Source organism: Exiguobacterium sp. SH4S7, assembly GCF_004336795.1.
In the GTDB taxonomy this organism is placed as follows: domain Bacteria; phylum Bacillota; class Bacilli; order Exiguobacteriales; family Exiguobacteriaceae; genus Exiguobacterium; species Exiguobacterium aurantiacum_A.
On sequence record NZ_SJUT01000001.1, the window covers coordinates 425,135 to 449,459 of the forward strand.

The window sequence follows — 24,325 nt, forward strand, 5'->3', positions numbered from 1 at the left end:
GAGGATGGAACGAGTATGTATCACACACCTGATCAACAGGCGACAACGCATGTAACAATCGAGCGGGCAACGCTCCTCTCATTTGAGACGGTTCGACTCGAAGTCATCGCCGAATATGAGTCCATTCCAGTACAAATCGAGCAAAATGGGCGCCCTGTTACTTACGTGGTGCTCGAAGAACGATCAACTGAGGCCGGGACGATTGAACGGGATATCCGTCTCGCGCGCCCGGTAACGCTGGAATCGGTTTATACCGTATTTCATCCTGGACATAAAACAATCGTGGTCGTCCCGAGAGAAATTGTCCAGACGAATGAATTTGAACGCAGATACGCCTACGATGGACCGCTCGGACTCCTCTTTGGCATAAATGTGATTGACGTATTCGTCTGGTCACCTGTCGCTTTCTCGATTTGGGTGACGGTGCATGATGAAGACACGCATCGGGAAATCGAGCGATTTCGGATGATGCGCGGTAGCCGCGGCGTCTGGCATGCCGAGGTGCCAAAAGGTTACGAAGGTTTACTATACCGTCTTCACGTCAAAACACCGGTCGAAACGAACGATATCGTCGACCCTTACGCGAAAGCCGTCAGCCTGAATGGCGAATTTGGCGTATTGGTCGATGTCGAAGCCGAGATTGCGAAACACGTTGAACCGGTGTTACGGCCGCCGCTCCGAAAAGCGACTGACGCCGTCATCTACGAACTTCATATCCGCGACTTCACGAGCCACCCCGCTTCGACGAGCCGTTTAAACGGATTGTACGGCAGCATCGTCGAAACCGGGATTCGGACGACCGGTGACAAGAGTGCCGGTCTCGATTACTTGAAAGAGTTAGGCGTCACACATTTGCAATTGCTCCCGGTGCATGACTTCGGCAGCGTCGACGAGTTGACACGCATGCCTTATAACTGGGGGTACGACCCGATTCATTGGTTCGCTTTAGAAGGGAGCTACGCCTCAGACCCAAGCGCCCCGACAACAAGAGTGCTCGAATATGCCCGAATGGTGAATGAGTTACACAAAACCGGGATGCGCGTCGTCGTCGATGTCGTCATGAACCATGTGTTCATTCGTGAACAGTCGTCGCTCGAAGCGCTCGTGCCGTATTATTATTTCCGGTATGAGCACGACGGAACGGTCGCAAACGGTACCGGTGTCGGGAATGACACAGCGTCTGAGCGGTATATGATGCGTCGCATGATTGTCGATTGCATCACTTATTTTGCGACGACGTATCAAGTTGACGGTTTTCGATTCGATTTGATGGGGATCCATGATGTGGAAACGATGAACCAAGTTCGGACGTCGCTTGATAAAGTCGACAGGTCTATCTTGATCTATGGAGAAGGTTGGGATTTGGCGACACCGCTCGGCCCGTCCTTGAAGGCGTCTTCCCACAATGCGGCGCATATGCCACGAATTGGTCATTTTAACGATATGATGCGAGATGCGCTGAAAGGTTCCTCGTTCAACGAGCGCGAGCGCGGCTTCGTATCCGGGAACGAATGGCGGGAGTGGGAACTTCGTGAATGCATCACCGGTGCCGTTCAGATTCCGAACGTCACCGTCGGTCGGTTCCCGAGTCCGCAATATACGATCAATTATGTGGAAGCGCACGATAACTATACGACGTTTGATAAATTGCTGCTCGCTTGTGAGGATACGGATGAGACGACGAGGTTACGGATGCAACGGCTGGCCACGGCGATCGTCATTACGTCACAAGGCGTTCCGTTCCTTCACGCCGGACAAGAGTTCGGTCGGACGAAACAAGGCGTAGAGAACAGCTACAACGCCCCTGATCGGATCAATCATTTTGATTGGGACCTTCGTGACAGTCGGGCGACAGAAGTGGAGTATGTGAAAACGCTGCTCAAGTTACGCCGGCGCCACACGTGTTTCCGATATGATACCCGGCAAAAAGTAGTCGAGCAGTTCAAGTTTCTCCCGTCGCCACCTGGTGTGATCGCTTACGAACTGACAGCAAGCCATTCTTACGATGCTTGGCAGCGAGTGCGTGTGTATTTGAACGGGACGTTCGAGCAAGTGACGTTCCAAGCCGAAGGCGACTGGAACGTATACGTGCAAGGGGATAAGGCGAGTTTGACGCCGATTGTTCGAAACCCGAGTCAGATTCAAGTCGAGTCGTTGTCAATGACGATTATCGCGTGTTAATATTGTGATTGTATCTTTTTAACTTCCAATGAGATTTGAGCGTGATGAACATGTATTCAGATATAATCGGTGCCCTCGGTGAAGAGTGGACAGTGGCTTCCGCAGGCGGGATTACGGGTGAAGCGTACGTAGCGACGACGCACCAACAAAAAATCTTTGTTAAACGGAATTCGTCTCCATTTTTAGCGATTCTATCCGCCGAAGGCATCGTCCCGAAACTATTGTGGACGAAGCGGATGTTCAACGGAGACGTTCTCAGTGCCCAACAGTTCATCGAAGGTCGCGAGTTATCGCCTGCCGACATGGAGCGTTCCGAAGTGGCGGCGCAACTCGGAAAGATCCATCATTCGAAAGAGCTATTATTCATGTTACAGCAGTTAAACCATACACCGGTCACTTCAGAACTGTTGTACCGGCAATGTGCCGCCTATGAGCAAGATGAGGCAGATGAGACGATCGATGAGGCGGTCCGTTGGTTATCAGACCATCGGCTGCCCGATGACGAGCGCGAACTGGTCGTTTGTCACTCTGACCTCAACCACAATAATTGGATTGAGGATGAGTCGGGACTTCTTTATTTGACCGATTGGGACGACGCCATTATCGCGGATCGCGCGTTTGATTTGGCGATGGTCGTCTATAGCTATGTCGATGAAGTCGATTGGGAAGAGTGGTTCAGCCATTACGGGATCACGCTGACCGCCGATCTTCATTACCGGATGCACTGGTACGCGATTGCCCAGACGGTGTTGACCATCTATGGTGAACAGAGCGTCATGGCAAGAGTTGAAGGTTTGACCGTGCTTCGTGAGCTTCTCGACGAAGCGGATGAACGGACGCAATGAAAAAAGGGATGGCTCACGAATGTGAGTCATCCCTTTCGATATACATCAGACATCTTCAGGTTTCATAAAGTACGCCCAGACGAACGTAGCGATGACGGCGCCGAAAAACGTGAGCGGGGCCGCATAAAAGATTAAGAATTGGTCTAACGTGCTCATTGATTTAACCTCCTTGTGAGGGATGATTCATGTTCATTAAACAATGATTTCGTGTATAATCGCAAGGGGACTGCTCGCGTGAAGCGGCTCAGTCAGCAGAAACTTGAACATTTCATGAACGAAAGGTAGGATTTCAATGCGCTTACGCCATAAACCTTGGGCTAAAGACTATATGCAAGCCCAAGAACATGTATTTATCACGAATCCCGAACAGTTGAAAGGGAGTTGGAAAACCGAATTCGGTAACGACAATCCACTCTTTATCGAGGTCGGTTCTGGGAAAGGGCAATTCGTTCTCGGGATGGCCCAACAGTTCCCGGACGCCAACTTTATCGCCATCGAGCTATTCGAGAGCGTTGCCGTCTCGATCGTCCAAAAACTCGTCGAAACGCCGATGCCAAACGTACGCGTCTTGACCGTCGATGCGAAGCAACTCGTCGATTACTTCGAAGCAGGGGAAGTCGACCGCGTTTACTTGAACTTCTCGGACCCTTGGCCGAAGACGAGACATGCGAAGCGTCGCTTGACGTATAAGACGTTTTTAGCCACATACGAAGCGATTCTGCCTCGCGGGGGCGAAATCCACTTTAAGACAGACAACCGAAGTCTGTTCGAATATTCGCTCGAGAGCATGAGCCAATACGGCATGTACTTCACGGATATTTCACTCGATTTGCACGCAAACGAACCGGGTGACAACGTTCGTACCGAGTACGAAGAGCGCTTCAGCGCCATGGGTCAGCCAATCTACCGGATGGAAGCAGCGTTCCGTCCGAAAATTTGACACGCTTTTTTCTTATTTTGATAGCATTTTCTTCACACTTTTTTCTTTCTTCTTGGTACAATAGGAATGACGCTAAATTGGAATTAGAGAAGGGGGAATATGGGGATGTTGAAAAAAGCATGGGCAAGCCTGCTTGCAGTAATCTTCATTCTAACAATCGCACCACTCAATACCTCGGCAAACGAGGCGTTCTTAGACGCACTCGAAGAGGATTTGAAAGCGACGCATTACGACTATAAAGAAGGAACGGCTAAGATCGTCAAAGAAGAGACGCTCACGCACTCGAACGGCAACGAAGTCATCGCGGCGGTCGTCGAACTCGATACGGTACGTGACGGCATCTTCATCACACGTAAGACGGAGTTCCATTATTACGATGCGACGGACAACAAGATTCTCACGACGGCTGACCTTGTCGAAGTCGAAGGTGCGACCGAGTTTTCGGACGCGAACATTGACATGCTCGGTCAACAGATCATCTACTGGTTGCCGGTCTTGATCATGTTGCTCTTAATCGCGGTTCCGGCGCTCATTCTTTTCTTCGTCGTACCACGCTTCTACTCGACAACAGATTACATGAATCCGATTTATGAGAAAAACGATAATCCACGTTAAAAAAGAGCCGAGAGGCCCTTCAGCTTGTTGACTAACATCAATAGAATCGCTCGTCCTTCCGGCGCCCACGCTTTCCTGCAGGAGTCGGGGCGCCGTCGGACGAGCAACGCAAACGGTCGCCATTTGGCGGCCGTTTGTCTTTTTCTGAGGCCTCGATGGCCGACGAGAAAAGCCCTGGATATGTTCTTAGAACCGATGAAAACGGAAAACGGTATGTATGGACCGTCACCGCCTCCGAACAGGAAGGGAATCATCATGAACCGATCCGCACCGACGCCTCGTTAGACCAGTTGGTCCCGAAAAACCACCTCGTCCGTAAGATTGACCGCCATGTCGACTTCTCCATCGTCCATCGCGCCAACCTTATGGCAGCCACCGCATAAAACATGAAGAAGTTGGCCAGTTCACTGGCCTGGAGAGACTGTATACATACCATTTTTTCAATCTTGTGCCGGGCAGAGCGCCTCAAGGTCATCGAACATAAAAAAAGAGCCAATTCGCTTTTCGCGAATTGGATCTTTTTTTACGTCATTTTCAACTGTTCCATAATTTGATCAAGACCCATGCCGTTTCCTGAAGAGACGGCTGCGACGAACGCGCTCTCGACGATCGGGCCGTCATAGAACTTGATTTTCTTATCGCCTTCATACATATCGATGGCAAGCTCAGCGTTCATCGTCGCCGATCCGATATCGGACAGGATGAGTGCCTCTTTGCCGACGGTTTCGATGGCCTCGAGGATACGGGTCACATCGGTTCCGATACTGCCGTCTTCTAGTCCGCTCGCAAGATGAATCGGAACGGCTGGAGCCATCTCTTTCATCAAATCTTGAATCCCTTCACCAATTTTAGCGCTATGCGAAACGATGATGAGCTCTACGATGTCAATCGACCTCCTTCATGATCGCTTTCAAGACGATTGAACTGGACAACGCGCCAGGGTCGATTGTACCGCGAGAGTTCTCTCCGAAGTATGAGGCGCGGCCTTTCGTCGCCAGCATCCCCTCCGTCTCATTGACGAGATGATCCAACTTTGAGGTGAAATCATCTGATTCACTCAAACCGTCTAAAAATGGCTCCCAGACGTCGACCATTGTCTTTTGCCCGGCGGTGGACTTGCCACGAGCTTTGATCGCAGCCGTCCCTTCCTCTAGCGCTTCTTTCACGAGCGCGAAGTCGGCCTCGGTCGCGTCACCAAATTTCGGTGCTGCTTTGACGAATGCCGAACCGTAGAGTGGACCGGCCGCACCACCGACTTTTGACATGAGCGTCATCCCGACTTTCTTACTCAACTCACCGAGAGAAGCGTACTCATCGTCGAGGATCGCAACGACCGCATCAAAGCCGCGTGACATATTGATGCCGTGGTCACCGTCCCCGATCGCCCGGTCTAGGTCTGTCAGTGTATCTTTATTCGCTTCAATCTCAGATTGGGCATGGCGTAGCGCTTGTTTGAACCCTTCAATCGTCAACATCGATTAAACACCTCGTTTGTTAGATTTTGAAACCGAGCGCCGCTGATGGCGCGTCAAGATAACTTGTCAATTCATCGTCGAGCGGTAACAGGGTGATGGAGAAACCATGCATCTCGAGAGATGTCATATAGTTACCGACGTATTTACGTTTTAACGTGTAACCAGCTGCTTCTAATTTTTTGGCAACGAAGTGGTACGTCACGTAAAGCTCAGACAGCGGTGTCCCACCCATACCGTTGACCATGACGGCGACTTCTCCAGGCTCGACTTCTTTTGTCAAATGTTCGAGTAGGTCGTCGACAATCGAATCGACGTCGGTCGTCGGTTTCCGTTCGACACCGCGCTCGCCGTGAATCCCGATTCCGATTTCCATCTCTTCCTCGTTCAGGTCAAAGCCGGGTTTACCGCTCACGGGCATGTAGCACGGCTCGACCGCCATTCCCATCGAGCGGACGTGAGATGCGACTTTCTCGGCAAGCGCTTTCACTTCTTCCAATGACTTCCCGCTCGCTGCTGCGGCTCCGGCAATCTTATGCACGAACACCGTGCCCGCTACGCCACGGCGGTCTTCTTTATTCGCAATCGCGACGTCATCAGCGACGACGACGTGATCGACTTTGATCCCTTCGGCGTCGGCGAGTTCGCCGGCTAGTTCAAAGTTCATGACATCACCAGCATAGTTTTTGACAACGAGTAACACACCATTGCCGCCGTCTGCCGCTTTGATGCCTTCGAGTACCATGTCTGGGGTCGGGGACGTGAACACTTCACCACAGACAGCGGCGTCGAGCATCCCATCGCCAACGTAACCGGCGTGTGCAGGTTCATGCCCGCTTCCGCCACCTGAGACGAGTCCGACTTTTCCGGACTTGGCGCCGTCCGCTCTGCAGATGACGTTCACCCCTTCGACGCGACCGTACAGTTCAGGATGGGCGTGGACCATCCCTTTGACCATTTGCGACACAAGTTCACTTGCTTCACCAATCAGTTTTTTCACGTGGGATCACTCCTTTTTAAGTTTGAAAACTACCATTCTCAATTTTCCACTCTTTCGAACGGACTAAACAAAAAAGTCGGCGAATTGTTTCGCCGACTTTGTTTCATGCATATTCAAGTAAAGCGCCAGTCTCTGAATCGACCGTGAATTGGTACGTTTTTTCTTCGTCGCTCTCGAGGACCGAAATCCCGCCTTTGTAAACATCATACTCACGACCGTCATAAGTATAAATCTCTGGTGATGCCGAGATCCATGCGCCTTGGACGTGACCTTTCGCTGAGAATGCCCGTTTCGTGTACTCGAGCGCATCTTCAGCCGATAAGCTTCGTTCATCTAACACTTTTTTCGTCATAAGTGCGGCAACGACGGCAACCCCGATTCCAACTAACCAATACCTTTTCTTCATATGACTACCTCCCCTTGAACTATGGCTATCACATACATCGTACCAAAACCTGTACCCCATTGGAATGAAAAGCATTCGCTTCCATCGAAATATTCTGTATATAATGAGACCAGAACGAGTGAAAGGATGAAATAAAATGGAACAAAAAACGAGAGAATTATTTAAGACGTTGACAGAATTGCCAGGAGCGCCTGGTTTCGAATCAGAAGTTCGGCAATTTGTCCGCGATCGGATCACCCCGCACGTCGATGAAGTGATGACGGACGGAATCGGTTCAATCTTCGGGAAACGAGTCGGGGACGAGTCGGGACCACGCATCATGGTCGCCGGTCATATGGATGAAGTCGCGTTCATGGTCACACGGATCACAGAGAACGGAATGTTGTACATACAACCGCTCGGCGGCTGGTGGAGCCAAGTGCTGATGGCACAACGGTTCGACATCATAACATCGAACGGGAAAATCCCGGGTGTCGTCGCCTCGACGCCTCCGCATTTACTCGGGCCTGAGGCACAGAACAAACCGATGGAAATCAAGCAGATGTTCATCGATATTGGGGCCGACTCAAAAGAAGAGGCGGAGTCATGGGGCGTCCGGCCAGGAGTTCCTGCCGTGCCGACGAGTGAATTCACTCCGCTCCACCATCCGAAAAAAATTATGGCCAAAGCATGGGACAACCGCTACGGCGTCGGTCTCGCCGTCGAGTTGCTCGAAGAAACGACCAAAGCAGATCACCCGAACATTTTGTTCTCGGGTGCGACTGTCCAAGAAGAAGTCGGCCTGCGCGGGGCCCAGACGGCTGCCGAGATGATTCAGCCGGACGTCGCGCTCGTGCTCGATGCGTCGCCAGCCAATGATGCTTCCGGCAATAAGACGGAATTCGGTCAGCTCGGCGAAGGCGCGCTCATCCGGATTCTTGACCGCGTCATGGTCATGTCTCCTGAGATGCGTGACTTCTTGCTAGATACAGCGTCAGATGAAAACATTAAGACACAATACTTCGTGTCACCAGGTGGGACGGACGCAGGTCGTATCCATATGAGTGGGCAAGGTGTGCCGACCGCCGTCATCGGCGTCGCAGCCCGTTACATTCATACGCACGCCTCGATTTTGCACACGGATGACTACGATGCGGCCAAAGCGCTTCTAAAAGCGCTCGTCAAACGGTTAGACCGCTCGACGATGGAAACGCTTCGCGCATCCCGTTAATGAACGACGCCACTTTAACCGAGTGGCGTTTTTTTCTGTTGATATTTACCGGGAAAAGATTATACTGATAAAAGTGTGAAGACAGAAACTTTACGACTGACAAGACAATAGAAAGAGGGGTGAATCCCATGCTCAAGAAGAAAGGGATCACGCTCAGCCCGTCACTCTACTTTGTGACGGCGCTCAGCTATATGGCACTCGGATTATTCAGTACACTCATTATCGGGTTGATCATGAAGACGATTGGCGGACAATTGCTCGGCACGAGCGTTAGCGGTCTCGGTGATACACTCCAACAAATCGGAGACGTCGCCATAAGTTTGACGGGACCAGCCATCGGGATTGCAATTGCCTATGCGCTCCAGGCTCCGCCACTCATCTTGTTTTCAGCGCTCGTCGTCGGGACGTTCGGCTATGAGTTCGGGCCGGCGGGTAGTTACGTCGCGACGCTTCTTTCGGTCGAACTGGCCAAACTCGTTTCGAAGTCGACGAAGCTTGATATTTTAGTGACGCCATTCACGACGATCGCGATCGGCTACTTGAGTGCGACGTATATCGGGAAATATGTCGGTCTGTTCATGACCCAACTTGGCACGTGGATCGAGTGGGGGACTGAACAACAACCGCTCGTTATGGGCGTCATCGTCGCGACGCTCATGGGTCTCGCGTTGACGGCCCCGATTTCAAGCGCGGCCATCGCGCTCATGCTCGGGCTTAGCGGGATCGCCGCCGGTGCGGCGACGGTCGGTTGTGCGGCCCAAATGGTCGGGTTCGCGATCACGAGTTACCGTGACAACGGCATCGGCGGATCGGTTGCTCAAGGGATCGGCACGTCGATGCTTCAAGTCGGGAATATCGTCAAAAATCCATGGATCCTACTGCCCCCGACGGTTGCCGGTGCGGTGCTCGCCCCGATCGCCATCTTGTTGTTTGAATTAGAGAGTGTCGCGGCCGGAGCCGGGATGGGGACGAGCGGCCTCGTCGGTCCGATCGTCATGCTCGAAACGATGGGCTTCAGTTGGCATACGTTGATCGTCGTCTTCGGTTTCTTGATCGTCGGTCCGGCCATACTCAGCTATGCGGTATATCAAGTATTGACCCGGATGAACCGGATTCAGCCGAATGATATGAAAATCGAATATTGAACCGACACACAAAAATAAGCGTCTCGCCAAGTTGCGAGACGCTTATTCATTTGACGCCGAGCAGATCACCAGCCGAAGAAGTTACGGACGGTCTCGACGGTTTCGCGCGGGATTCTAAAGCTGACGAAGAACAGCGTGAGTATCAATGCGTAGATGGGAAGTAAAAAACGTTTCCTGACAATCGGCAAGTAGCGGACAAGGCGTTTCAATCCACGTTCTACGATGTAAATGATGGCGAATCCAACGATGAGCCAAACGAGAATCTGACTTCGTGTCTTATCTGTATCGATGAACAAGTACCCGTAGCGGAGAATAGAGAGCATTCCGACGGCGCCGACGAGCTGTTCGAGTGGGTGTTTCATATCCGGATTTAATTGTTCACGCGTCCATTTTGTCATATCGTCACCTTTTTCAAATAGTCTTCGCCCTTGATTATAGCAAAACACGAGAGCGGATTGTGAGAACGGACTTATGCTATCATTAACGAGGAAAATAGAACAGGAGTGATGAAGATGAAACGACTGACAACGATGACTGAATATACGGAAGCGAAGCAAGGAAAGACTGTGTTTATGTTCTCGGCGACATGGTGTGGCGATTGCCGCTTCCTCGATCCGTTCATGCCCGAACTTGAATCAAAGTTCAATGAGTGGACGTTCTACTACGTCGACCGTGACGAATGGATGGAGCTCGCACAAGAACTCGATATTTTCGGAATTCCGAGTTTTGTCGCTTTTAACGGTGGGCAAGAAGTGGACCGCTATGTCGGACGCGAACGTAAAACGCCGGAGCAAGTCGAAGCATTTCTTAGCGAGTTAGGGTGATCTAGATGGAACGGAATGAACTGCGTCGAGCGATCGAACGTCAATTCACTGACGGGTATCGGACGTCTTATGACAGAGAAAATGAAGTGTTGCGAATCGAACGGGCAGCTGACCGGTTCGGCGTCAACATTCGACTGGCCCCACTTGTTGCCAAAGCAAAAGTTCGCGGCAATGTTGCGGTTGAAGAAGTCGTCGAATATATAAAAACGGCCCTTACAGCCGACCAAGAGATTGAATTAGTCGGCAACGAAGCCCAAATTTTCCCGGTCATTCGGGCCGGTTCGTTCTCGACAGAAACAAAAACCGGAGAAGCGCTCGTCATGACACCGCATACGGCGGAGACGGCCATCTACTATGCCCTCGACCTTGGCAACGGGTATCGTTTGATTGAAGAGCGGCATTTGAATGCGACGATGACGAAAGAGCGAGTCGATCAAGTGGCGCGGGATAACGTGAAAAAGTTACCGACCGACTTAAAAGAAGACGATGTCGCCGGCAACAAATTCTATTTCCTATCTGCCCGTGACGGCTACGAGGCGTCTCGTATCCTCAATGACGAATTTTTACGGGTCATGGATCGACGAATCGAAGGAGACATGTTAGTCGGGGTGCCGCATCAAGATGGGATGATCATCGCCGATATCCGGAACGATCAAGGATACGACGTGATGCAACAGCTCATGTTCGACTTTTTTACGAACGGACGCATCCCGGTGACAGCTCTTGCGTTTCATTATGAGGACGGCGTTCTCGAACCAATTTTTATTGTTGGAAAAAAGAACCCACCAACGGACGCATAATCTGCTAAACTATTTGTGTCTAGTTTGAAAGAAGGGGCGTATTTACGTATGCAAATTAATGCTTTTTATAACCGTGAAGGAATTGGCGATGTTCTCATGGTGTTGTTAAAAGAAGGTGATCGCCATCATCAAGTCGTCGAACGAAAAGACGATGTCGCCATCGTTAAAGCGGCGGACGGATCAGTGAACGGCTACAACGTGTTCAATGCGAGTAATTATTTCAATGTCAGTGACTGGCATGGGTCGGTCGACTTGACGGCAGAATTGATTGAGACGCTCGGTGTCATTTTACGTAAGCAAAATATCGAAGCGGATTTATCGGGCGTCGACTTCACACCGACGTTCGTTGTCGGTTATGTCGAATCGGCTGAGAAACATCCCGATGCGGATAAATTATCGATCTGCCAAGTCGAGATCGATCAAGGTACGGTTCAAATCGTTTGTGGAGCACCGAACGTTGCGGCCGGGCAGAAGGTCGTCGTCGCGAAACCAGGAGCGGTCATGCCGTCTGGTCTCATTATCCGGCCGTCTAAACTCCGTGGGGAGAGCTCGCACGGGATGATTTGTTCAGCACGCGAGTTGAACCTCCCTGATGCGCCGCAAGAAAAAGGGATTTTAGTGTTAGATGACGAATATGAAGTAGGGAAAGCATTTGAAATCGGTCGCTAAACTCGACCGATTTTTTGCTAAATTAGGATTGAGCGAAAAAGCGAGGAATCAAGTATGGATGCATATGAACGTTCATTAAAACAGCAAGCAGAGCGAATTCGGCGCGAACTATCCCAAGAAGGGAAGAAAAGTGCGCCTGCACCAAAACCTGAACCAACGGGCGAGTTTATTCCGTCTGACGTCCCATCTCCGATTTATGGATATGCGCGACCGAAACCAAAGATCAACTTACCGACCGAGCATTCGCCCGAGACGAGGGACGATCTGTCCATCAATCAAAGCGAGCCTGATATTGATCCAGAACCATCGACTGTAGTGCCTGCTAACGAGGAAATAGTCGTCGACGAACCTGTGCAAGTTACAGAACCTTTCGTTCCAGACGAGGTTGTCGTGGAAGTGAACGAGTCGATGGAGTCACCATTCGTGGTAGAGGAAACGGTCTCGGCAGAACATCAGACTGTGGCCGAGCCTTCTGAGCCAGAAGAGGCGACTATTTCCCAGGAAACGTCTGACGTGAGCGCTGATGAGTCTTCTGTGTCGGAGGCCGACAACGCATCCGACTCGTCGAGTGATCTGAAACCGTTACTCGGAGACGTATCTATTTTAGAAGACGGTTTTGCCTCGGTGTTCATGGGTTCGACCCATTTGAAAACGTCAAAGATCGTCGTCCGTGAAGAAAAAGAAGAGGCAGCTTCAACGGACGTTTCAATCGGAGTGACATCGGTCGAAGAAGTAGCTCCTGTCGTCGAGGATGTTGCAAAAACATTACAGACCGATACCGACGAGCCCTTTCACGCTCTTGACGAAGCCGAGTTGACACCTGCTGTCAACGTGTCTTACAAAGCGGATAGCCCTCCATTGAACGTCATGATGACTCCGCAAGACCGGATGGCGATGTACCGCAGCCGACGCCTTGCTCAAAAAAACAATAATCTGTAATAGCACGACTCCATGAGTTTTGCTATAATGACAAAGGTTTGTCGCTTTTTCTGCAAACCGCAATGAATTAGGGGGGCTATTTACAGATGAACCGTTATCACTTCGTCGGAATTAAAGGAACGGGCATGAGTCCTTTAGCTCAAATTTTAAATGATATGAACAATGAAGTCCGAGGTTCGGACGTTGACAAAACATTTTTTACAGAAGAAGCATTGAAACGGAAAGGTATCGAAATTCTTCCGTTTGATCCTGAAAATATTACTGAAGGTCAAATCGTCGTTCAAGGAAATGCGTTCACTGACGATCATCCTGAAATCTTGCGCGCGCGTGAGCTCGGTTTGACGATTTATAAATATTACGAGTTCCTTGGTGAACTAGCGGATCATTATACAAGTGTCGCCATCACAGGATCGCATGGAAAGACGTCTACTACGGGTCTGCTCGCTCATGTCATGCGTGGGATTGAGCCGACGTCATTCTTGATCGGAGACGGTACGGGCGAAGGCGTGGAAGACTCGAAAAACTTCGTGTTTGAAGCGTGTGAGTATAAGCGTCACTTCCTTTACTATCGCCCAGACTATGCGATTATGACGAATGTCGATTTTGATCATTCAGATTATTTCTCTGGCTTAGACGATGTCATTGATGCGTTCCAAGAAATGGCGAAACAAGTGGAAAAAGGTATTATCGCTTGTGGTGACGATGAGAATCTTCAACAGATTCAAGCGAACGTGCCGATCGTCTATTACGGGTTTGGTGCCCATAACGATTTCCGTGCCGAAAACGTGAACTCGACGGATAACGGGACGACGTTTGACGTCTATTTGCGTGACGATTTCTATGGGACGTTCCGCATTCCGGGATATGGTAACCACAGCGTCTTGAACGCCCTTGCCGTCATCGCGACGTGCGACTACGAGAACTTATCGAAAGATCTTGTGAAAGAGCGCCTCGAGACGTTCAACGGCGTTAAACGCCGTTTCAGTGAATCGACGCTCGATGGACAAGTCCTGATCGATGATTACGCGCATCACCCGCGCGAAATCAGTGCCACCGTCGAAGCGGCACGTAAAAAGTACGCCGGACGGGAAGTCGTCGCGATTTTCCAACCGCATACGTACACGCGTCTCAAGTCGTTTATGGATGACTTCGCGTCATCACTCGCCGAAGCGGACGCCGTTTATTTGTGCGATATCTTTGGCTCAGCCCGAGAACAAGAAGGAACGGTCACGATCGAAGACCTTCAATCGCGAATCGACGGTGCGAACGTATTGAAACGTCCTGATGTCGGCGTTCTCCGTCAACATCGTGATGCGGTCTTGTTGTTCATGGGAGCAGGAGATATTCAGACGTATCAACGCGAGTATGAGAACTTCGTCAAACTCGAAGCGTAAGTTGTGAGCGGATGGCCCGGGCCATTCGCTTTTTTTTTGTGTTTAAACTCGAATAAAGAAGGAAATAGTATTATCGACTGAACACAAAAAAGGAGATGTTAAGGATGGCAAGCCAAGGCTCATTGAATACGTTGAACAAAGAGGTGGCCAACTACGGCCTATTATTCGTCAAACTTCATAACTACCACTGGTATATTAGCGGACCTCACTTCTTCACATACCATGAAAAATTAGAGGAGCTTTACAACTTGGTCGCTGAGCTGTATGACGATGTCGCCGAGCGTTTACTCATGAATGACGGGGAACCGTATGCGACGATGAAAGAGTATTTAGAGCACTCGACACTACAAGAAGGTGATCGTCACGCCGATACAGAACAAATGATCAAAGACGTGATCAATGACTTCAAACAAATTCGTCAAGAGATGCAAGATGCGATGGAAAACTTTGAAGACGGGGACGAAGCGATCGAAGATACGTTCGTTTCCCACATCGAGCGTCTCGAAAAAGAAATTTGGATGATGTCTGCTGCTCTCGGCAGAAAGACGAAACTATAACGAAAAGGTGCGCCAATTTGGAGGCGCACCTTTTTTTTGTTCATTTTAAGTTTTCTGGATTCAACGGTTGTAACGTGTCGACGACGAAACGGCCGTCTTTCCGGATCAAGACGTCGTCAAACCAAATCTCACCGCCGCCATAGTCAGGACGTTGGATATTGACGAGGTCCCAATGGATGGAAGAGTTGTTGCCGTTATAGGCATCGTCATACGCTTGTCCCGGGGTGAAATGGAAACTGCCATCGATTTTCTCATCGAATAAAATATCTTTCATCGGGTGTTGGATGTAAGGGTTCACGCCGATCGCAAATTCGCCGACGTAACGAGCTCCTTCGTCCGTATCGAACACTTCATTGATGCGCTCGGTATCGTTCGCCGTCGCTTCGACGATTTTTCCGTCTTTAAATGTCAGCGTCACGTTCTCGAACGTAAAACCGTGGTACGGCGATGGCGTGTTGTACGTGATGACGCCGTTGATTGAATCTTTGACCGGTGCGGTGAACACTTCTCCGTCCGGGATGTTCATTTGACCTGAGCACTTGATGGCTGGGATGTCTTTGATTGAGAACGTGAGCTCCGTGCCTGGTCCTTTAATCGTGACACGGTCGGTCTGGTCCATGAGCGTGACGAGTGCGTCCATAGCCCGGTCCATCTTGCCGTAATCGAGTGTGCAGACGTTGAAATAGAAGTCTTCGAACGCCTCCGTCGATTTTCCGGCGAGTTGGGCCATTGACGGTGATGGGTAACGTAAGACGACCCATTTCGTCCCTTTGACGCGATCTTCCGTATGCATTTTACCGATTGTGGCGCCGACAAGCTTTTGTTGCTCGGCGGGAACGTCCGACAGCTCGTTAATGTTATCACCCGCACGGAGACCGATATAGGCGTCCATCGCTTGCATTTGCTTGCGTTCGATGTCGGCCATCAACTCGAGTTGTTCCTTGCTTGCTTGCGTGTATAACTTCCGCAAGATACGGCTTTCTTTCAACAAGACGAACGGCTGCCCCCCGGCTTCGTACGCTTTTTCGACAAGTGCCTCGACGAGCGACTCCTCGACGCCGAAATTCTCGATGAGAACGCGTTCGCCTGGCTTTAATTCGGTTGAATAATTGATCAATCCGTCTGCCAATTGCGTGATTCTTGGATCTCTCATACAAACACCCCTTAAACTTTTTTTAATTTATTTCTATTTTAGTGTAATCGAAAACATAAAAACGGGTAAAGGAATAATCAGACCGGATGGCGAAAACGGTAGTGACAAATCTTTTCAGTCATAATGGTGCTATAATGAAACCACCACATAATCGAACAGGAGGAATGGACGAATGGAAATCACCTTAGGAGGCATTGCAGGGCTCATCGCAGCACTTGCATTTGTCGTACTCGTATTTTTCTTGGCTCGCGTCTTGTCGAACGTCAATCGCACACTCGGCAGCGTCGCGAATACGACAGAAAATTTAGAACGTCAATTAGATGGCATCACAATGGAAGTGACGGCGCTCTTACATAAGACGAACCGTCTCGTAGATAACGTGGAAGAGAAGACAGAGTTGCTCGCACCGGTGGCACATGCCCTCGACGAACTTGGTACTTCGCTAAATGAAGTGACTGAGTCGGTACGAACAGTTTCTTCATCGGTTCACGTGGCAGCAGACGAAAATAAAGACCAGATTGCCCAAGCTGTACGTTGGGGCTCGGTCGCAGTAGAATTATTCAAGAAAAACAAAACAGAAACTTCTTCAGAAGAGCGCCCGTCACGCCGTCGTGGCCGCCGGGAGCGTAAGCAAGACACGCCGTCGGTCTCACCAGGATTAATCGCGACAGACGATACAATCAAATCATAACAAGCCCAAGGAGGATATATTATGACATACGTTAAAAAAGACCAAACAAATCAAGATCAGCAATCAAGCGGCGGATTCCTAGCCGGCGTCGTCCTCGGCGGTATCATCGGTGCAGCCGTTGCCTTGCTCACCTCGCCAAAAAGTGGACGCGAAGTACGTACTTATCTCGATGAGAAAACATCGACTTCACGTGAACGCTTGACCGTCAAATCAAAAGAAGTACGTGAAAAAGCTGAGCCGGTCGTCGGGGAATGGATCAAAGTAGCGAGCGACAAGGCTGCTCCGGTCCTCAATCTCGTCAAAGATAAGGCACGCGAGGCTGCTGAACTGAAACAGCAAGTCGACGAAGATGAACTCTCAATCGAAGAAGCGATGGAAAAAGCGGATCAGCTCGTCGCGGAAGCGGAAGCCGAAGTGAAAGAACAGCTCGATCAAGCAGCAGAAGAGACGTCAAGCGAAGCAACAAAACAAGCTGACACGGACGCTAAACCAGAATCGGCCCAATCAAAAGGCGAGTCAAACTCGAAAGCGAACAATTCGAATGCGAACAAATCGAACACGAATAAGTCGAATGCGAGCAAGCAAGAGCCGAAGAATAGTCGCGACGAGTCGACGAACTATGAGTCGGATTTCGAGGCACCTGTCAAAGACTTGCTCGACGATGAATCAAAACAAGAGCTGAAAGAATTGAAGAACGACTTGAAGAACGGCAATAAATAATGCGTCAAGTGTCCGGACAATCCGGACACTTTTTTTGTGGATTTTGTGTCACAGCCCATTTGTCTATGACAAAGCGAATAAAGTTCGCTATAATTAAGATTCTGGAAAGAACGGATTAGGAATGAGAGGGAAATTATGAGTCCACAAGATCAATTGAATCGATTACGTCGTGAAATGGATGAGTTGAACCGTGAGATGCTCGACTTGATTAGTCGTCGTGGAACGCTCGCGGTCGAAATTGGAAAAGTGAAACGTCTTCAAGGTGTGGAGCGGTATGACCCGGTTCGAGAACGAGAAATGTTAGATTTCATCGCCGCCTCGAATCCCGGTCCTTTCGAGACGTCACGCCTTCAGCATTTGTTCAAAGAAATGTTTAAAGCGTCTGCCGAGTTGCAAGGAGAAGACCGAGATAAAACGTTGCTCGTGTCGCGCAAGCGTCAAGCCGAAGATACGATCGTCACATTGAAAGATGTAGTCATCGGTAACGGTCGGCCGCAATTGATTGCCGGTCCATGTGCGGTCGAATCGTTCGAGCAAGTGAATGCAGTTGCTGAGAAATTAGCGTTGTCCGGCGTGAAAATCATGCGCGGCGGCGCCTATAAGCCGCGGACTTCACCGTACGACTTCCAAGGTCTCGGATTTGAAGGGCTCAAACTGTTGAAACAAGCGGCCGATCGCCACGACTTGCGTGTCATCTCAGAGATTATGACACCGGGTGCGGTCGAGTCAGCGCTGCCTTACGTCGATATCATTCAAGTCGGGGCGCGCAACATGCAAAACTTCGATTTGTTGAAAGAAGTCGGAAAGACGTCAAAACCGGTTCTACTGAAGCGGGGTCTTGCGGCGACGATCGAAGAATTCATCTATGCGGCGGAATACATCATGGCGAGCGGCAATAGCCAAGTCATTTTGTGCGAACGCGGTATCCGGACGTATGAGCGGGCGACACGTAACACGCTCGACATCACGGCCGTGCCGATTTTAAAACAAGAGACACATTTACCGGTCATGGTCGATGTCACCCACTCAACGGGACGACGCGATTTGTTGCTTCCTGCAGCGAAAGCGGCGCTCGCGGTCGGGGCCGACGGCGTCATGGTCGAAGTGCACCCGAATCCGGCAATCGCCTTGTCTGATGCCCAGCAGCAGCTTGATTTCGATCAATTTGATCAGTTCATCGATGGGCTCACAGCTCAGTTCCCTCAACTTGATTTGGTTAAAAAATAAGCTTTCCAATTGGAAACGTTTTATATAGCGTGAAGACAGGGTAAAATGATGACAGATACCTGTCTTCCTTTTTTGATACGTTTTTTGAAAATCGTTTGAAAATCATTGCTTGTAGGAGGAGTTTTAATGAATAGTAACAATATCACAATCTATGACGTCGCACGCGAAGCAGGGGTGTCGATGGCGACCGTCTCACGTGTCGTCAACGGAAACCCGAACGTGAAGCCGACAACCCGTAAAAAAGTACAGGAAGCAATCGATCGACTCGGCTATCGTCCGAACGCCGTCGCACGTGGTCTCGCGAGTAAAAAGACGACGACCGTCGGCGTCATCGTGCCAGACATCTCAAACATCTTCTTTGCTGATTTAGCACGCGGAATCGAGGACGTGGCGACGATGTATAAATACAACATCATCCTCGGCAACTCGGACTCGAACCGCGACAAGGAAATTCATTTGTTGAACACGTTACTCGGTAAACAAGTCGATGGGATCATCTTCATGGGCGGCCGTCTTCACGAAGACCTCGTCGATGAGTTCAAAAAATCACCGGTCCCGATCGTTCTTGCAGCGACGTTGAACCAAGGGTATGACCTCCCAGCGGTCAATATCGACTATGAGCAGGCTGCTTATGACGCAACAAAAATGTTGATCGGCCACGGCCATAAACAAGTCGGCTTCATCACGGGGCCGCTCGAGCAACAAATCAATGGCGAGAAGAAGTTCTCTGGCTACCGCCGTGCCCTTGAGGATGCGGGACTTCCGTTCCGTGAGAACGATGTCATCCTTGGGAACTATACGTATGCGTCTGGCCTCGAAGCGATGCAAAAGATGCTCGGACGCGATGACTGCCCGAAAGCAATCTTCGCCGGTACGGACGAGATGGCACTCGGCGTCATCCATGCGATCCAAGACGCTGGGTATTCTGTGCCGAACGATTTTGAAGTCGTCGGTCACGATAACACGCGTCTCGCCACGATGATTCGTCCGAAGTTGACGACGGTCGTTCAACCGATGTATGACATCGGAGCTGTCGCTATGCGATTATTGACGAAAATCTTGAATGCTGAAGAAATCGAAGAGAAGAACGTCGTCTTGCCGCACCGGATCGAACGTCGTGACTCGTTACGAAAAGACTGAATCAAAAAACCCGATGTGAGTTGGCAATTGCCAACTCACATCGGGTTTTTCATAAGTAAAGTGACTTGCGGTCGTTTGAGATGAACGGCCAAAATGCGCGTTTCGTCACTTCCCAGTTCTTCTCTTCGATTTGTTGCCGTCGCGGAATATGGTCGAAAGTGTACGAATGGTCATCCCATGTCGTCGGCAACGGCTGGTCTGACTCTTTTTGCCACCGTTCAATCCAAGCGGAGGGGATGTCGCCTGCGTACGGAGCTTCGCGTGTCAATCCGGCCCATACTTGCGACCAGGCGCGCGGGACAGCTCGGAACCAGTCGTACCCGCCGCCGCCTAGGGCGACGAGTCGTCCTTCTGTGTACTCGTCGGCGAGGCGAGAGGCGATTTGAGGGATTTGTTCGAACGTATGAATCGTCGAGGCGAGATGCGTCAACGGGTCGAACGCGTGCGCATCAGCCCCGTTCTGCGTCAAGATGATATCTGGTTTGAACCACTCACACGCTTCCCGGAGCACGGTCTCGTAACAGCGCAGGAACGATTCGTCTTGGGTGAAAGCATCAATCGGGACGTTCCAACTATAGCCGTAGCCGTTCCCGTTGCCGCGCTCTGTGACCGCGCCTGTGCCTGGGAAGAGGTAGCGGCCGGTCTCGTGGATCGATAGCGTCATCACATCAGCGTCATCATAGAACAGCCATTGGACACCGTCTCCGTGGTGAGCGTCTGTATCGACGTAGAGGACCCGCGTCCCGTATTGCTTGCGGACGTGAGCGATGGCGACGGCCGCGTCGTTATAGACGCAAAAGCCGGACGCTTTTCGTCTCATCCCGTGATGGAGCCCGCCACCGACGTGAAAAGCGCGTTCGACTTGTCCGCTCGCGACGAGTTCAAGCGCATGCATCGTTCCGCCGACGAGCCGGGCAGCTCCTTCGTGAATAGCTGGGAAGATGGGCGTATCTTCCGTCCCGAGTCCGAATTTATTTGCTTTCAGCCCTGACAGTTTACCTGCGGCAGCTGCTTGGACGGCCTCGATGTAGTCGACGTCATGGACAAGCGCGAGCGACTCGACTGAAGCGATCGGTGAGGCGATCCACTCAGAGGCTGACAGTTTTCCGGAATCGACCAGGAGAGATGTCGTCAGCTCCAAACGGATCGGATTGAACGGATGATCCGCGTGGAAGCGGTACGAGTTCTCATTCTCCCCGAATATGTAGGCGGGTCTCATTGGAACATCTCCGGACCCAGTACGTCAAAACCTTCTCGTTTTAATCGATCGATGATGCGCAGCGGGTTCATCGTTTGAACACGGAATGAGATGATTCGCTTATATGGATCGGGTGTCGGATGGACGAAGACGTTGATAATATTCACGTTCGTTTTTGCCAAGAGCCGCGTCACTTTTTCAAGTGCCCCGGTCGTATTCTCGACAAGGATCTCGATTTGTGAGCTCGGTTCGAGTGCGCCCGTCAATTGGACGAAATAACGAAGTAAATCGGTTTCGGTCAACACACCGACAAGTTTTCCTTGTTCGACGATCGGCAGGCACGTCAAACGATATTCATAGAACAGGGCGGCCGCGTCTTCAAAAAAATCGTACGGGTGGGCTGTCGTCACGTCCTGACGCATAATGCTCGAGACGGGGTTTTTAAAGTCGGCACGCTCACTCTCTGGATGAAATACACTTGTGGCGCCGCTCATCTCGAACTGACCGACAATCCCGACGACTTGCCGGGCCGGATTGGTGACGATCAAGTGGCGTACTTTATGGTCGCGCATGAGTTTTGCCGCGTGCGCAATCGTATTGGTCGGTTGAATCGTCACGACGTGGCGATTCATCATTTGCTCAATCAGCATCGTAACCCTCCTCAGTCATACATGAACCGGCGGCGAAGCCGGAGTGAATCGAAGTGATCGATCGATTCTTGCCGCACGTTTTTTCCGATGCGAGCCATCAGACAGTTGGCCGGGTGGGACGCTATTTCCGGGTCGTCCGTCGGATAGAAGACAAGACCGCCGTGGTTCATCATTTTCTCCATCACTTTTCGGTAGTCCCAAATCGACAGACCGCTTCCTTTTAAATCCCAGTGCCAATAGTATTCCGTCGTCAAGATTAAAAAATCATCCATATGTGGATCCAGCATCGACACTTCGAGTAGCTGTTTACCGATCCGTTGTCCCCGGAAGCGCGGGCTCACCTCGATGGCGCCGAGCTCGAGAATATACGGATCATTGCCCTCGCTCCAACGTTCATACGGGTCCGGATATAAATACGTGACGTAACCGATGACGAGGTCGTCAACGCGCGCGACGATGATCCGTCCTTCTTTCAACCCGGCAATTTCAACGAGCGCCTTATGTTGGTCTTCTGGCTCTCGAAACGCGGTCAAGCCTTCATCAAGCCGATACGTTGCGAGCACGTCGCTCCCGATTGGTCCATCGATGATTACGGCTCCGAGTGAGGTTTCCCACACTTTTGAATGATATTGTTTTTCCATGGAGTCACCACCTTCTTCACGTTCTATTATAGCGCTTTCATTGCACAACGTTCACACTGTTTTGGAGTTTTTGGAAATTCATTGATTTGTCATAATATTAACACTATACTGAAAGTGGATACACCATTCACTATAGGGGGAGGCGAATCTTTGACGATGGAAAAATTGAAAGCGTTATCAGGGGAACATCAATTAGCGTCGTATGAAGAGGCTTGTCAGTCGTTCGAGTGGACACAAGCAGAAGCACTGTTGTCTTGGAACTTGACTGGAAATGTCAACATGGCGTACGAGGCGATTGATCGTCACGCTGAAGGGGAGCTGGCGGACAAACTGGCACTGCTCTATTTCGATGGGGATCGGGAAGAGCGGTATACTTACGCGCAGATGAAACAGGAAAGCAATCGCGCTGGAAATGTTCTGAAATCGGTTGGGGTGGAGAAAGGCGATCGTGTCTTTGTCTTCATGCCGCGGAGTCCAGAACTTTATTTTATTTTACTCGGTGCGTTAAAGCTCGGTGCGATTGTCGGACCGCTATTTGAGGCGTTCATGGAACAGGCGGTACACGACCGGTTGCTCGACGCGGAAGCGAAAGTCATCGTGACGACAGAGGCGCTGTTGCCGCGTGTACCCGTTGATCAATTGCCACATCTTGAGACGATTTTGCTTGTTGGCGACGACGTCGACGAGTCAGGGAAAATCATCGATTACCGGAAACTGGCGCATGACGCATCGACCGATCTTGATATTACGTGGGTCGACCGGGAAGACGGCATGATCTTGCATTATACGTCGGGCTCGACCGGGAAACCGAAAGGCGTCTTGCACGTCCATAACGCCATGGTCCAGCACTTGATGACCGGGAAATGGGTGCTCGATTTGCAACCGGACGATATTTACTGGTGCACCGCCGATCCGGGCTGGGTGACGGGTACGAGTTATGGGATTTTTGCGCCGTTCTTGAACGGGGCGACGAACGTGATTGTCGGCGGACGGTTCAACCCTGAGTTTTGGTACTCGGTCATCGAGAGGTTCGGCGTCACCGTCTGGTACAGCGCGCCGACAGCGTTCCGGATGTTGATGGGCGCGGGGGAGGAAGCGTTCGAGAAGTACGACTTGTCATCACTGCGCCACATTCTATCGGTCGGCGAACCGCTCAACCCGGAAGTCATTCGCTGGGGCAACGAATCGTTCGGGCTACGCATTCATGACACGTGGTGGATGACGGAGACAGGAGCGATGATGATCTGTAACTATCCGACGATGGACATTAAACCGGGGTCGATGGGGAAAGCGATTCCTGGCTGTGAGGCGGCGATCTTAGACGACCGTGGCCAACCGCTACCACCGCATCGGATGGGCAACTTGGCATTGAAGACGCCTTGGCCGTCGATGATGCGTAAAATTTGGAAAAATGATGCGAAGTACGAGAGCTACTTCTGGGGTGACTGGTACGTATCTGGTGATTCGGCCTATATGGACGAGGACGGTTATTTCTGGTTCCAAGGCCGAGTGGATGACGTCATCATGACGGCAGGAGAGCGGGTCGGACCGTTCGAAGTCGAGAGCCGCCTTGTCGAGCATCCGGCTGTCGCCGAAGCCGGAGTCATCGGGAAACCGGATCCGATCCGCGGTGAGATCATCAAAGCGTTCATCGCGCTTCGCAAAGGCTATGAGCCATCGGACGAATTGAAAGCAGAAATCCAAAAATTCGTCAAAGAAGGTTTGGCAGCCCATGCGGCACCGCGTGAGATCGAGTTCAAAGACAAATTGCCGAAAACGCGGAGCGGGAAAATTATGCGTCGCGTCCTCAAAGCGTGGGAGTTGAACCTTGAGGCCGGAGACTTATCGACGATGGAAGATTGAGCATAAAAAAGGTCGACACGCGATGTGTCGACCTTTCGTTTGGCT

Annotated in this window: 28 protein-coding genes; 18 read left to right on the plus strand and 10 right to left on the minus strand. The window is 50.9% G+C overall.

What is annotated here, in order from left to right:
* The first annotated feature begins 15 nt into the window (after positions 1 to 15).
* Together pulA and EVJ29_RS02090 are read left to right on the plus strand one after the other, a co-directional pair.
* The gene (gene pulA, locus EVJ29_RS02085) at positions 16 to 2,181 is read left to right on the plus strand and encodes a type I pullulanase (RefSeq protein ID WP_070329419.1); all 2,166 of its coding nucleotides are present in this window, start codon (positions 16 to 18) and stop codon (positions 2,179 to 2,181) included.
* Positions 2,182 to 2,231: 50 nt separating this feature from the next.
* Positions 2,232 to 3,026 carry a phosphotransferase family protein gene (locus EVJ29_RS02090; protein WP_269089658.1) on the plus strand — a complete coding sequence of 265 codons (795 nt, stop codon included), beginning with the start codon at positions 2,232 to 2,234 and terminating at the stop codon, positions 3,024 to 3,026.
* Between the two features lie 45 nt (positions 3,027 to 3,071).
* Here the strand turns inward: EVJ29_RS02090 and cydS are convergent, their stop codons facing one another.
* Entirely contained in the window at positions 3,072 to 3,182 is a 111-nt protein-coding gene (gene cydS, locus EVJ29_RS15675; protein ID WP_438802343.1) for a cytochrome bd oxidase small subunit CydS, read from the minus strand.
* 136 nt (positions 3,183 to 3,318) lie between these two features.
* On the opposite strand from cydS, the gene trmB reads away from it, so the two are divergent.
* The 3 genes from trmB to EVJ29_RS15390 all read left to right on the plus strand — a co-directional run bounded on the left by trmB (position 3,319) and on the right by EVJ29_RS15390 (position 4,964).
* Positions 3,319 to 3,966 carry a tRNA (guanosine(46)-N7)-methyltransferase TrmB gene (trmB, locus tag EVJ29_RS02095; protein ID WP_131463856.1) on the plus strand — a complete coding sequence of 216 codons (648 nt, stop codon included), beginning with the start codon at positions 3,319 to 3,321 and terminating at the stop codon, positions 3,964 to 3,966.
* Between the two features lie 105 nt (positions 3,967 to 4,071).
* Positions 4,072 to 4,581 (plus strand): hypothetical protein, encoded by a 510-nt coding sequence (locus EVJ29_RS02100; RefSeq protein WP_236633357.1) that lies wholly within the window; start codon positions 4,072 to 4,074, stop codon positions 4,579 to 4,581.
* Between the two features lie 155 nt (positions 4,582 to 4,736).
* Positions 4,737 to 4,964, plus strand: coding sequence for a hypothetical protein (locus EVJ29_RS15390; protein WP_070329422.1), 228 nt, complete (start codon positions 4,737 to 4,739; stop codon positions 4,962 to 4,964).
* Positions 4,965 to 5,104: 140 nt separating this feature from the next.
* On the opposite strand, the gene dhaM is transcribed toward EVJ29_RS15390, so the two are convergent.
* The 4 genes from dhaM to EVJ29_RS02125 form a co-directional block, all read right to left on the minus strand.
* Positions 5,105 to 5,470 carry a dihydroxyacetone kinase phosphoryl donor subunit DhaM gene (dhaM, locus tag EVJ29_RS02110; RefSeq protein ID WP_330857356.1) on the minus strand — a complete coding sequence of 122 codons (366 nt, stop codon included), beginning with the start codon at positions 5,468 to 5,470 and terminating at the stop codon, positions 5,105 to 5,107.
* Positions 5,466 to 6,056: a dihydroxyacetone kinase subunit DhaL gene (gene dhaL, locus EVJ29_RS02115; RefSeq protein WP_071397851.1), complete on the minus strand. Its 591-nt coding sequence runs from the start codon at positions 6,054 to 6,056 to the stop codon at positions 5,466 to 5,468. The genes dhaM and dhaL overlap by 5 nt, the downstream gene beginning before the upstream one ends.
* A 19-nt stretch (positions 6,057 to 6,075) precedes the next feature.
* Positions 6,076 to 7,053, minus strand: coding sequence for a dihydroxyacetone kinase subunit DhaK (dhaK, locus tag EVJ29_RS02120; RefSeq protein ID WP_131504688.1), 978 nt, complete (start codon positions 7,051 to 7,053; stop codon positions 6,076 to 6,078).
* 103 nt (positions 7,054 to 7,156) lie between these two features.
* On the minus strand, positions 7,157 to 7,459 hold the full coding sequence (locus EVJ29_RS02125) for a PepSY domain-containing protein (protein WP_016508468.1): 303 nt from the start codon (positions 7,457 to 7,459) through the stop codon (positions 7,157 to 7,159).
* Positions 7,460 to 7,595: 136 nt separating this feature from the next.
* Here EVJ29_RS02125 and EVJ29_RS02130 point away from each other — a divergent pair, with 136 nt between their 5' ends.
* Complete coding sequence (locus EVJ29_RS02130; protein WP_070329426.1) at positions 7,596 to 8,669, plus strand: M42 family metallopeptidase; 1,074 nt, start codon at positions 7,596 to 7,598, stop codon at positions 8,667 to 8,669.
* Between the two features lie 128 nt (positions 8,670 to 8,797).
* Positions 8,798 to 9,814, plus strand: coding sequence for a PTS transporter subunit IIC (locus tag EVJ29_RS02135; protein WP_131463854.1), 1,017 nt, complete (start codon positions 8,798 to 8,800; stop codon positions 9,812 to 9,814).
* Positions 9,815 to 9,879: 65 nt separating this feature from the next.
* Here the strand turns inward: EVJ29_RS02135 and EVJ29_RS02140 are convergent, their stop codons facing one another.
* On the minus strand, positions 9,880 to 10,212 hold the full coding sequence (locus tag EVJ29_RS02140) for a hypothetical protein (protein ID WP_016508496.1): 333 nt from the start codon (positions 10,210 to 10,212) through the stop codon (positions 9,880 to 9,882).
* Positions 10,213 to 10,326: 114 nt separating this feature from the next.
* Here EVJ29_RS02140 and EVJ29_RS02145 point away from each other — a divergent pair, with 114 nt between their 5' ends.
* From EVJ29_RS02145 to EVJ29_RS02170, 6 genes are all read left to right on the plus strand, one after another.
* The gene (locus tag EVJ29_RS02145; protein ID WP_070329428.1) at positions 10,327 to 10,638 is read left to right on the plus strand and encodes a thioredoxin family protein; all 312 of its coding nucleotides are present in this window, start codon (positions 10,327 to 10,329) and stop codon (positions 10,636 to 10,638) included.
* 5 nt (positions 10,639 to 10,643) lie between these two features.
* The gene (locus EVJ29_RS02150; protein WP_131504689.1) at positions 10,644 to 11,438 is read left to right on the plus strand and encodes a DUF1444 family protein; all 795 of its coding nucleotides are present in this window, start codon (positions 10,644 to 10,646) and stop codon (positions 11,436 to 11,438) included.
* A gap of 48 nt (positions 11,439 to 11,486) precedes the next feature.
* On the plus strand, positions 11,487 to 12,107 hold the full coding sequence (gene ytpR / locus EVJ29_RS02155) for a YtpR family tRNA-binding protein (protein ID WP_070329430.1): 621 nt from the start codon (positions 11,487 to 11,489) through the stop codon (positions 12,105 to 12,107).
* 54 nt (positions 12,108 to 12,161) lie between these two features.
* On the plus strand, positions 12,162 to 13,046 hold the full coding sequence (locus EVJ29_RS02160; RefSeq protein WP_131504690.1) for a hypothetical protein: 885 nt from the start codon (positions 12,162 to 12,164) through the stop codon (positions 13,044 to 13,046).
* Positions 13,047 to 13,132: 86 nt separating this feature from the next.
* Positions 13,133 to 14,440 (plus strand): UDP-N-acetylmuramate--L-alanine ligase, encoded by a 1,308-nt coding sequence (gene murC / locus EVJ29_RS02165; protein ID WP_070329432.1) that lies wholly within the window; start codon positions 13,133 to 13,135, stop codon positions 14,438 to 14,440.
* Positions 14,441 to 14,544: 104 nt separating this feature from the next.
* Positions 14,545 to 14,997: a Dps family protein gene (locus tag EVJ29_RS02170; protein ID WP_016508447.1), complete on the plus strand. Its 453-nt coding sequence runs from the start codon at positions 14,545 to 14,547 to the stop codon at positions 14,995 to 14,997.
* Between the two features lie 40 nt (positions 14,998 to 15,037).
* On the opposite strand, the gene EVJ29_RS02175 is transcribed toward EVJ29_RS02170, so the two are convergent.
* Positions 15,038 to 16,150, minus strand: coding sequence for an aminopeptidase (locus tag EVJ29_RS02175; RefSeq protein WP_131463850.1), 1,113 nt, complete (start codon positions 16,148 to 16,150; stop codon positions 15,038 to 15,040).
* Positions 16,151 to 16,322: 172 nt separating this feature from the next.
* Here EVJ29_RS02175 and EVJ29_RS02180 point away from each other — a divergent pair, with 172 nt between their 5' ends.
* From EVJ29_RS02180 to ccpA, 4 genes are all read left to right on the plus strand, one after another.
* Positions 16,323 to 16,841 carry a DUF948 domain-containing protein gene (locus tag EVJ29_RS02180; protein WP_070329435.1) on the plus strand — a complete coding sequence of 173 codons (519 nt, stop codon included), beginning with the start codon at positions 16,323 to 16,325 and terminating at the stop codon, positions 16,839 to 16,841.
* Between the two features lie 21 nt (positions 16,842 to 16,862).
* The gene (locus EVJ29_RS02185; RefSeq protein WP_070329436.1) at positions 16,863 to 17,561 is read left to right on the plus strand and encodes a YtxH domain-containing protein; all 699 of its coding nucleotides are present in this window, start codon (positions 16,863 to 16,865) and stop codon (positions 17,559 to 17,561) included.
* Between the two features lie 135 nt (positions 17,562 to 17,696).
* Positions 17,697 to 18,788 carry a bifunctional 3-deoxy-7-phosphoheptulonate synthase/chorismate mutase gene (locus EVJ29_RS02190; protein ID WP_070329437.1) on the plus strand — a complete coding sequence of 364 codons (1,092 nt, stop codon included), beginning with the start codon at positions 17,697 to 17,699 and terminating at the stop codon, positions 18,786 to 18,788.
* 126 nt (positions 18,789 to 18,914) lie between these two features.
* Positions 18,915 to 19,928, plus strand: coding sequence for a catabolite control protein A (gene ccpA / locus EVJ29_RS02195; RefSeq protein ID WP_070329438.1), 1,014 nt, complete (start codon positions 18,915 to 18,917; stop codon positions 19,926 to 19,928).
* 49 nt (positions 19,929 to 19,977) lie between these two features.
* On the opposite strand, the gene EVJ29_RS02200 is transcribed toward ccpA, so the two are convergent.
* The 3 genes from EVJ29_RS02200 to EVJ29_RS02210 are packed head-to-tail and all read right to left on the minus strand — an operon-like array spanning position 19,978 to position 22,417.
* Entirely contained in the window at positions 19,978 to 21,147 is a 1,170-nt protein-coding gene (locus EVJ29_RS02200) for an acetoin utilization protein AcuC (protein WP_131463848.1), read from the minus strand.
* Complete coding sequence (locus EVJ29_RS02205; protein ID WP_070329481.1) at positions 21,144 to 21,776, minus strand: acetoin utilization AcuB family protein; 633 nt, start codon at positions 21,774 to 21,776, stop codon at positions 21,144 to 21,146. The genes EVJ29_RS02200 and EVJ29_RS02205 overlap by 4 nt, the downstream gene beginning before the upstream one ends.
* 11 nt (positions 21,777 to 21,787) lie before the next feature.
* Positions 21,788 to 22,417: a GNAT family N-acetyltransferase gene (locus EVJ29_RS02210; protein WP_070329482.1), complete on the minus strand. Its 630-nt coding sequence runs from the start codon at positions 22,415 to 22,417 to the stop codon at positions 21,788 to 21,790.
* A 156-nt stretch (positions 22,418 to 22,573) separates the two neighbouring features.
* Here EVJ29_RS02210 and acsA point away from each other — a divergent pair, with 156 nt between their 5' ends.
* A complete protein-coding gene (gene acsA / locus EVJ29_RS02215) occupies positions 22,574 to 24,280 on the plus strand; it encodes an acetate--CoA ligase (RefSeq protein ID WP_131504744.1) in 1,707 nt (568 codons plus the stop codon).
* Positions 24,281 to 24,325: the final 45 nt, after the last annotated feature.

What these genes read in the sequence shown, in the direction of transcription:
- EVJ29_RS02160 (WP_131504690.1), top strand. Translation starts at nt 12,162, where the DNA reads ATGGATGCATATGAACGTTCATTAAAACAGCAAGCAGAGCGAATTCGG.
- dhaL (WP_071397851.1), bottom strand. Translation starts at nt 6,056, where the DNA reads ATGTTGACGATTGAAGGGTTCAAACAAGCGCTACGCCATGCCCAATCT.
- EVJ29_RS02090 (WP_269089658.1), top strand. Translation starts at nt 2,232, where the DNA reads ATGTATTCAGATATAATCGGTGCCCTCGGTGAAGAGTGGACAGTGGCT.
- EVJ29_RS02130 (WP_070329426.1), top strand. Translation starts at nt 7,596, where the DNA reads ATGGAACAAAAAACGAGAGAATTATTTAAGACGTTGACAGAATTGCCA.
- acsA (WP_131504744.1), top strand. Translation starts at nt 22,574, where the DNA reads ATGGAAAAATTGAAAGCGTTATCAGGGGAACATCAATTAGCGTCGTAT.
- EVJ29_RS02140 (WP_016508496.1), bottom strand. Translation starts at nt 10,212, where the DNA reads ATGACAAAATGGACGCGTGAACAATTAAATCCGGATATGAAACACCCA.
- EVJ29_RS02170 (WP_016508447.1), top strand. Translation starts at nt 14,545, where the DNA reads ATGGCAAGCCAAGGCTCATTGAATACGTTGAACAAAGAGGTGGCCAAC.
- EVJ29_RS02135 (WP_131463854.1), top strand. Translation starts at nt 8,798, where the DNA reads ATGCTCAAGAAGAAAGGGATCACGCTCAGCCCGTCACTCTACTTTGTG.
- EVJ29_RS02190 (WP_070329437.1), top strand. Translation starts at nt 17,697, where the DNA reads ATGAGTCCACAAGATCAATTGAATCGATTACGTCGTGAAATGGATGAG.
- EVJ29_RS02185 (WP_070329436.1), top strand. Translation starts at nt 16,863, where the DNA reads ATGACATACGTTAAAAAAGACCAAACAAATCAAGATCAGCAATCAAGC.
- EVJ29_RS02150 (WP_131504689.1), top strand. Translation starts at nt 10,644, where the DNA reads ATGGAACGGAATGAACTGCGTCGAGCGATCGAACGTCAATTCACTGAC.
- murC (WP_070329432.1), top strand. Translation starts at nt 13,133, where the DNA reads ATGAACCGTTATCACTTCGTCGGAATTAAAGGAACGGGCATGAGTCCT.
- pulA (WP_070329419.1), top strand. Translation starts at nt 16, where the DNA reads ATGTATCACACACCTGATCAACAGGCGACAACGCATGTAACAATCGAG.
- EVJ29_RS02200 (WP_131463848.1), bottom strand. Translation starts at nt 21,147, where the DNA reads ATGAGACCCGCCTACATATTCGGGGAGAATGAGAACTCGTACCGCTTC.
- EVJ29_RS02125 (WP_016508468.1), bottom strand. Translation starts at nt 7,459, where the DNA reads ATGAAGAAAAGGTATTGGTTAGTTGGAATCGGGGTTGCCGTCGTTGCC.
- cydS (WP_438802343.1), bottom strand. Translation starts at nt 3,182, where the DNA reads ATGAGCACGTTAGACCAATTCTTAATCTTTTATGCGGCCCCGCTCACG.
- ccpA (WP_070329438.1), top strand. Translation starts at nt 18,915, where the DNA reads ATGAATAGTAACAATATCACAATCTATGACGTCGCACGCGAAGCAGGG.
- EVJ29_RS02145 (WP_070329428.1), top strand. Translation starts at nt 10,327, where the DNA reads ATGAAACGACTGACAACGATGACTGAATATACGGAAGCGAAGCAAGGA.
- EVJ29_RS02175 (WP_131463850.1), bottom strand. Translation starts at nt 16,150, where the DNA reads ATGAGAGATCCAAGAATCACGCAATTGGCAGACGGATTGATCAATTAT.
- ytpR (WP_070329430.1), top strand. Translation starts at nt 11,487, where the DNA reads ATGCAAATTAATGCTTTTTATAACCGTGAAGGAATTGGCGATGTTCTC.
- EVJ29_RS02205 (WP_070329481.1), bottom strand. Translation starts at nt 21,776, where the DNA reads ATGCTGATTGAGCAAATGATGAATCGCCACGTCGTGACGATTCAACCG.
- EVJ29_RS02100 (WP_236633357.1), top strand. Translation starts at nt 4,072, where the DNA reads ATGTTGAAAAAAGCATGGGCAAGCCTGCTTGCAGTAATCTTCATTCTA.
- EVJ29_RS02180 (WP_070329435.1), top strand. Translation starts at nt 16,323, where the DNA reads ATGGAAATCACCTTAGGAGGCATTGCAGGGCTCATCGCAGCACTTGCA.
- EVJ29_RS15390 (WP_070329422.1), top strand. Translation starts at nt 4,737, where the DNA reads ATGGCCGACGAGAAAAGCCCTGGATATGTTCTTAGAACCGATGAAAAC.
- EVJ29_RS02210 (WP_070329482.1), bottom strand. Translation starts at nt 22,417, where the DNA reads ATGGAAAAACAATATCATTCAAAAGTGTGGGAAACCTCACTCGGAGCC.
- trmB (WP_131463856.1), top strand. Translation starts at nt 3,319, where the DNA reads ATGCGCTTACGCCATAAACCTTGGGCTAAAGACTATATGCAAGCCCAA.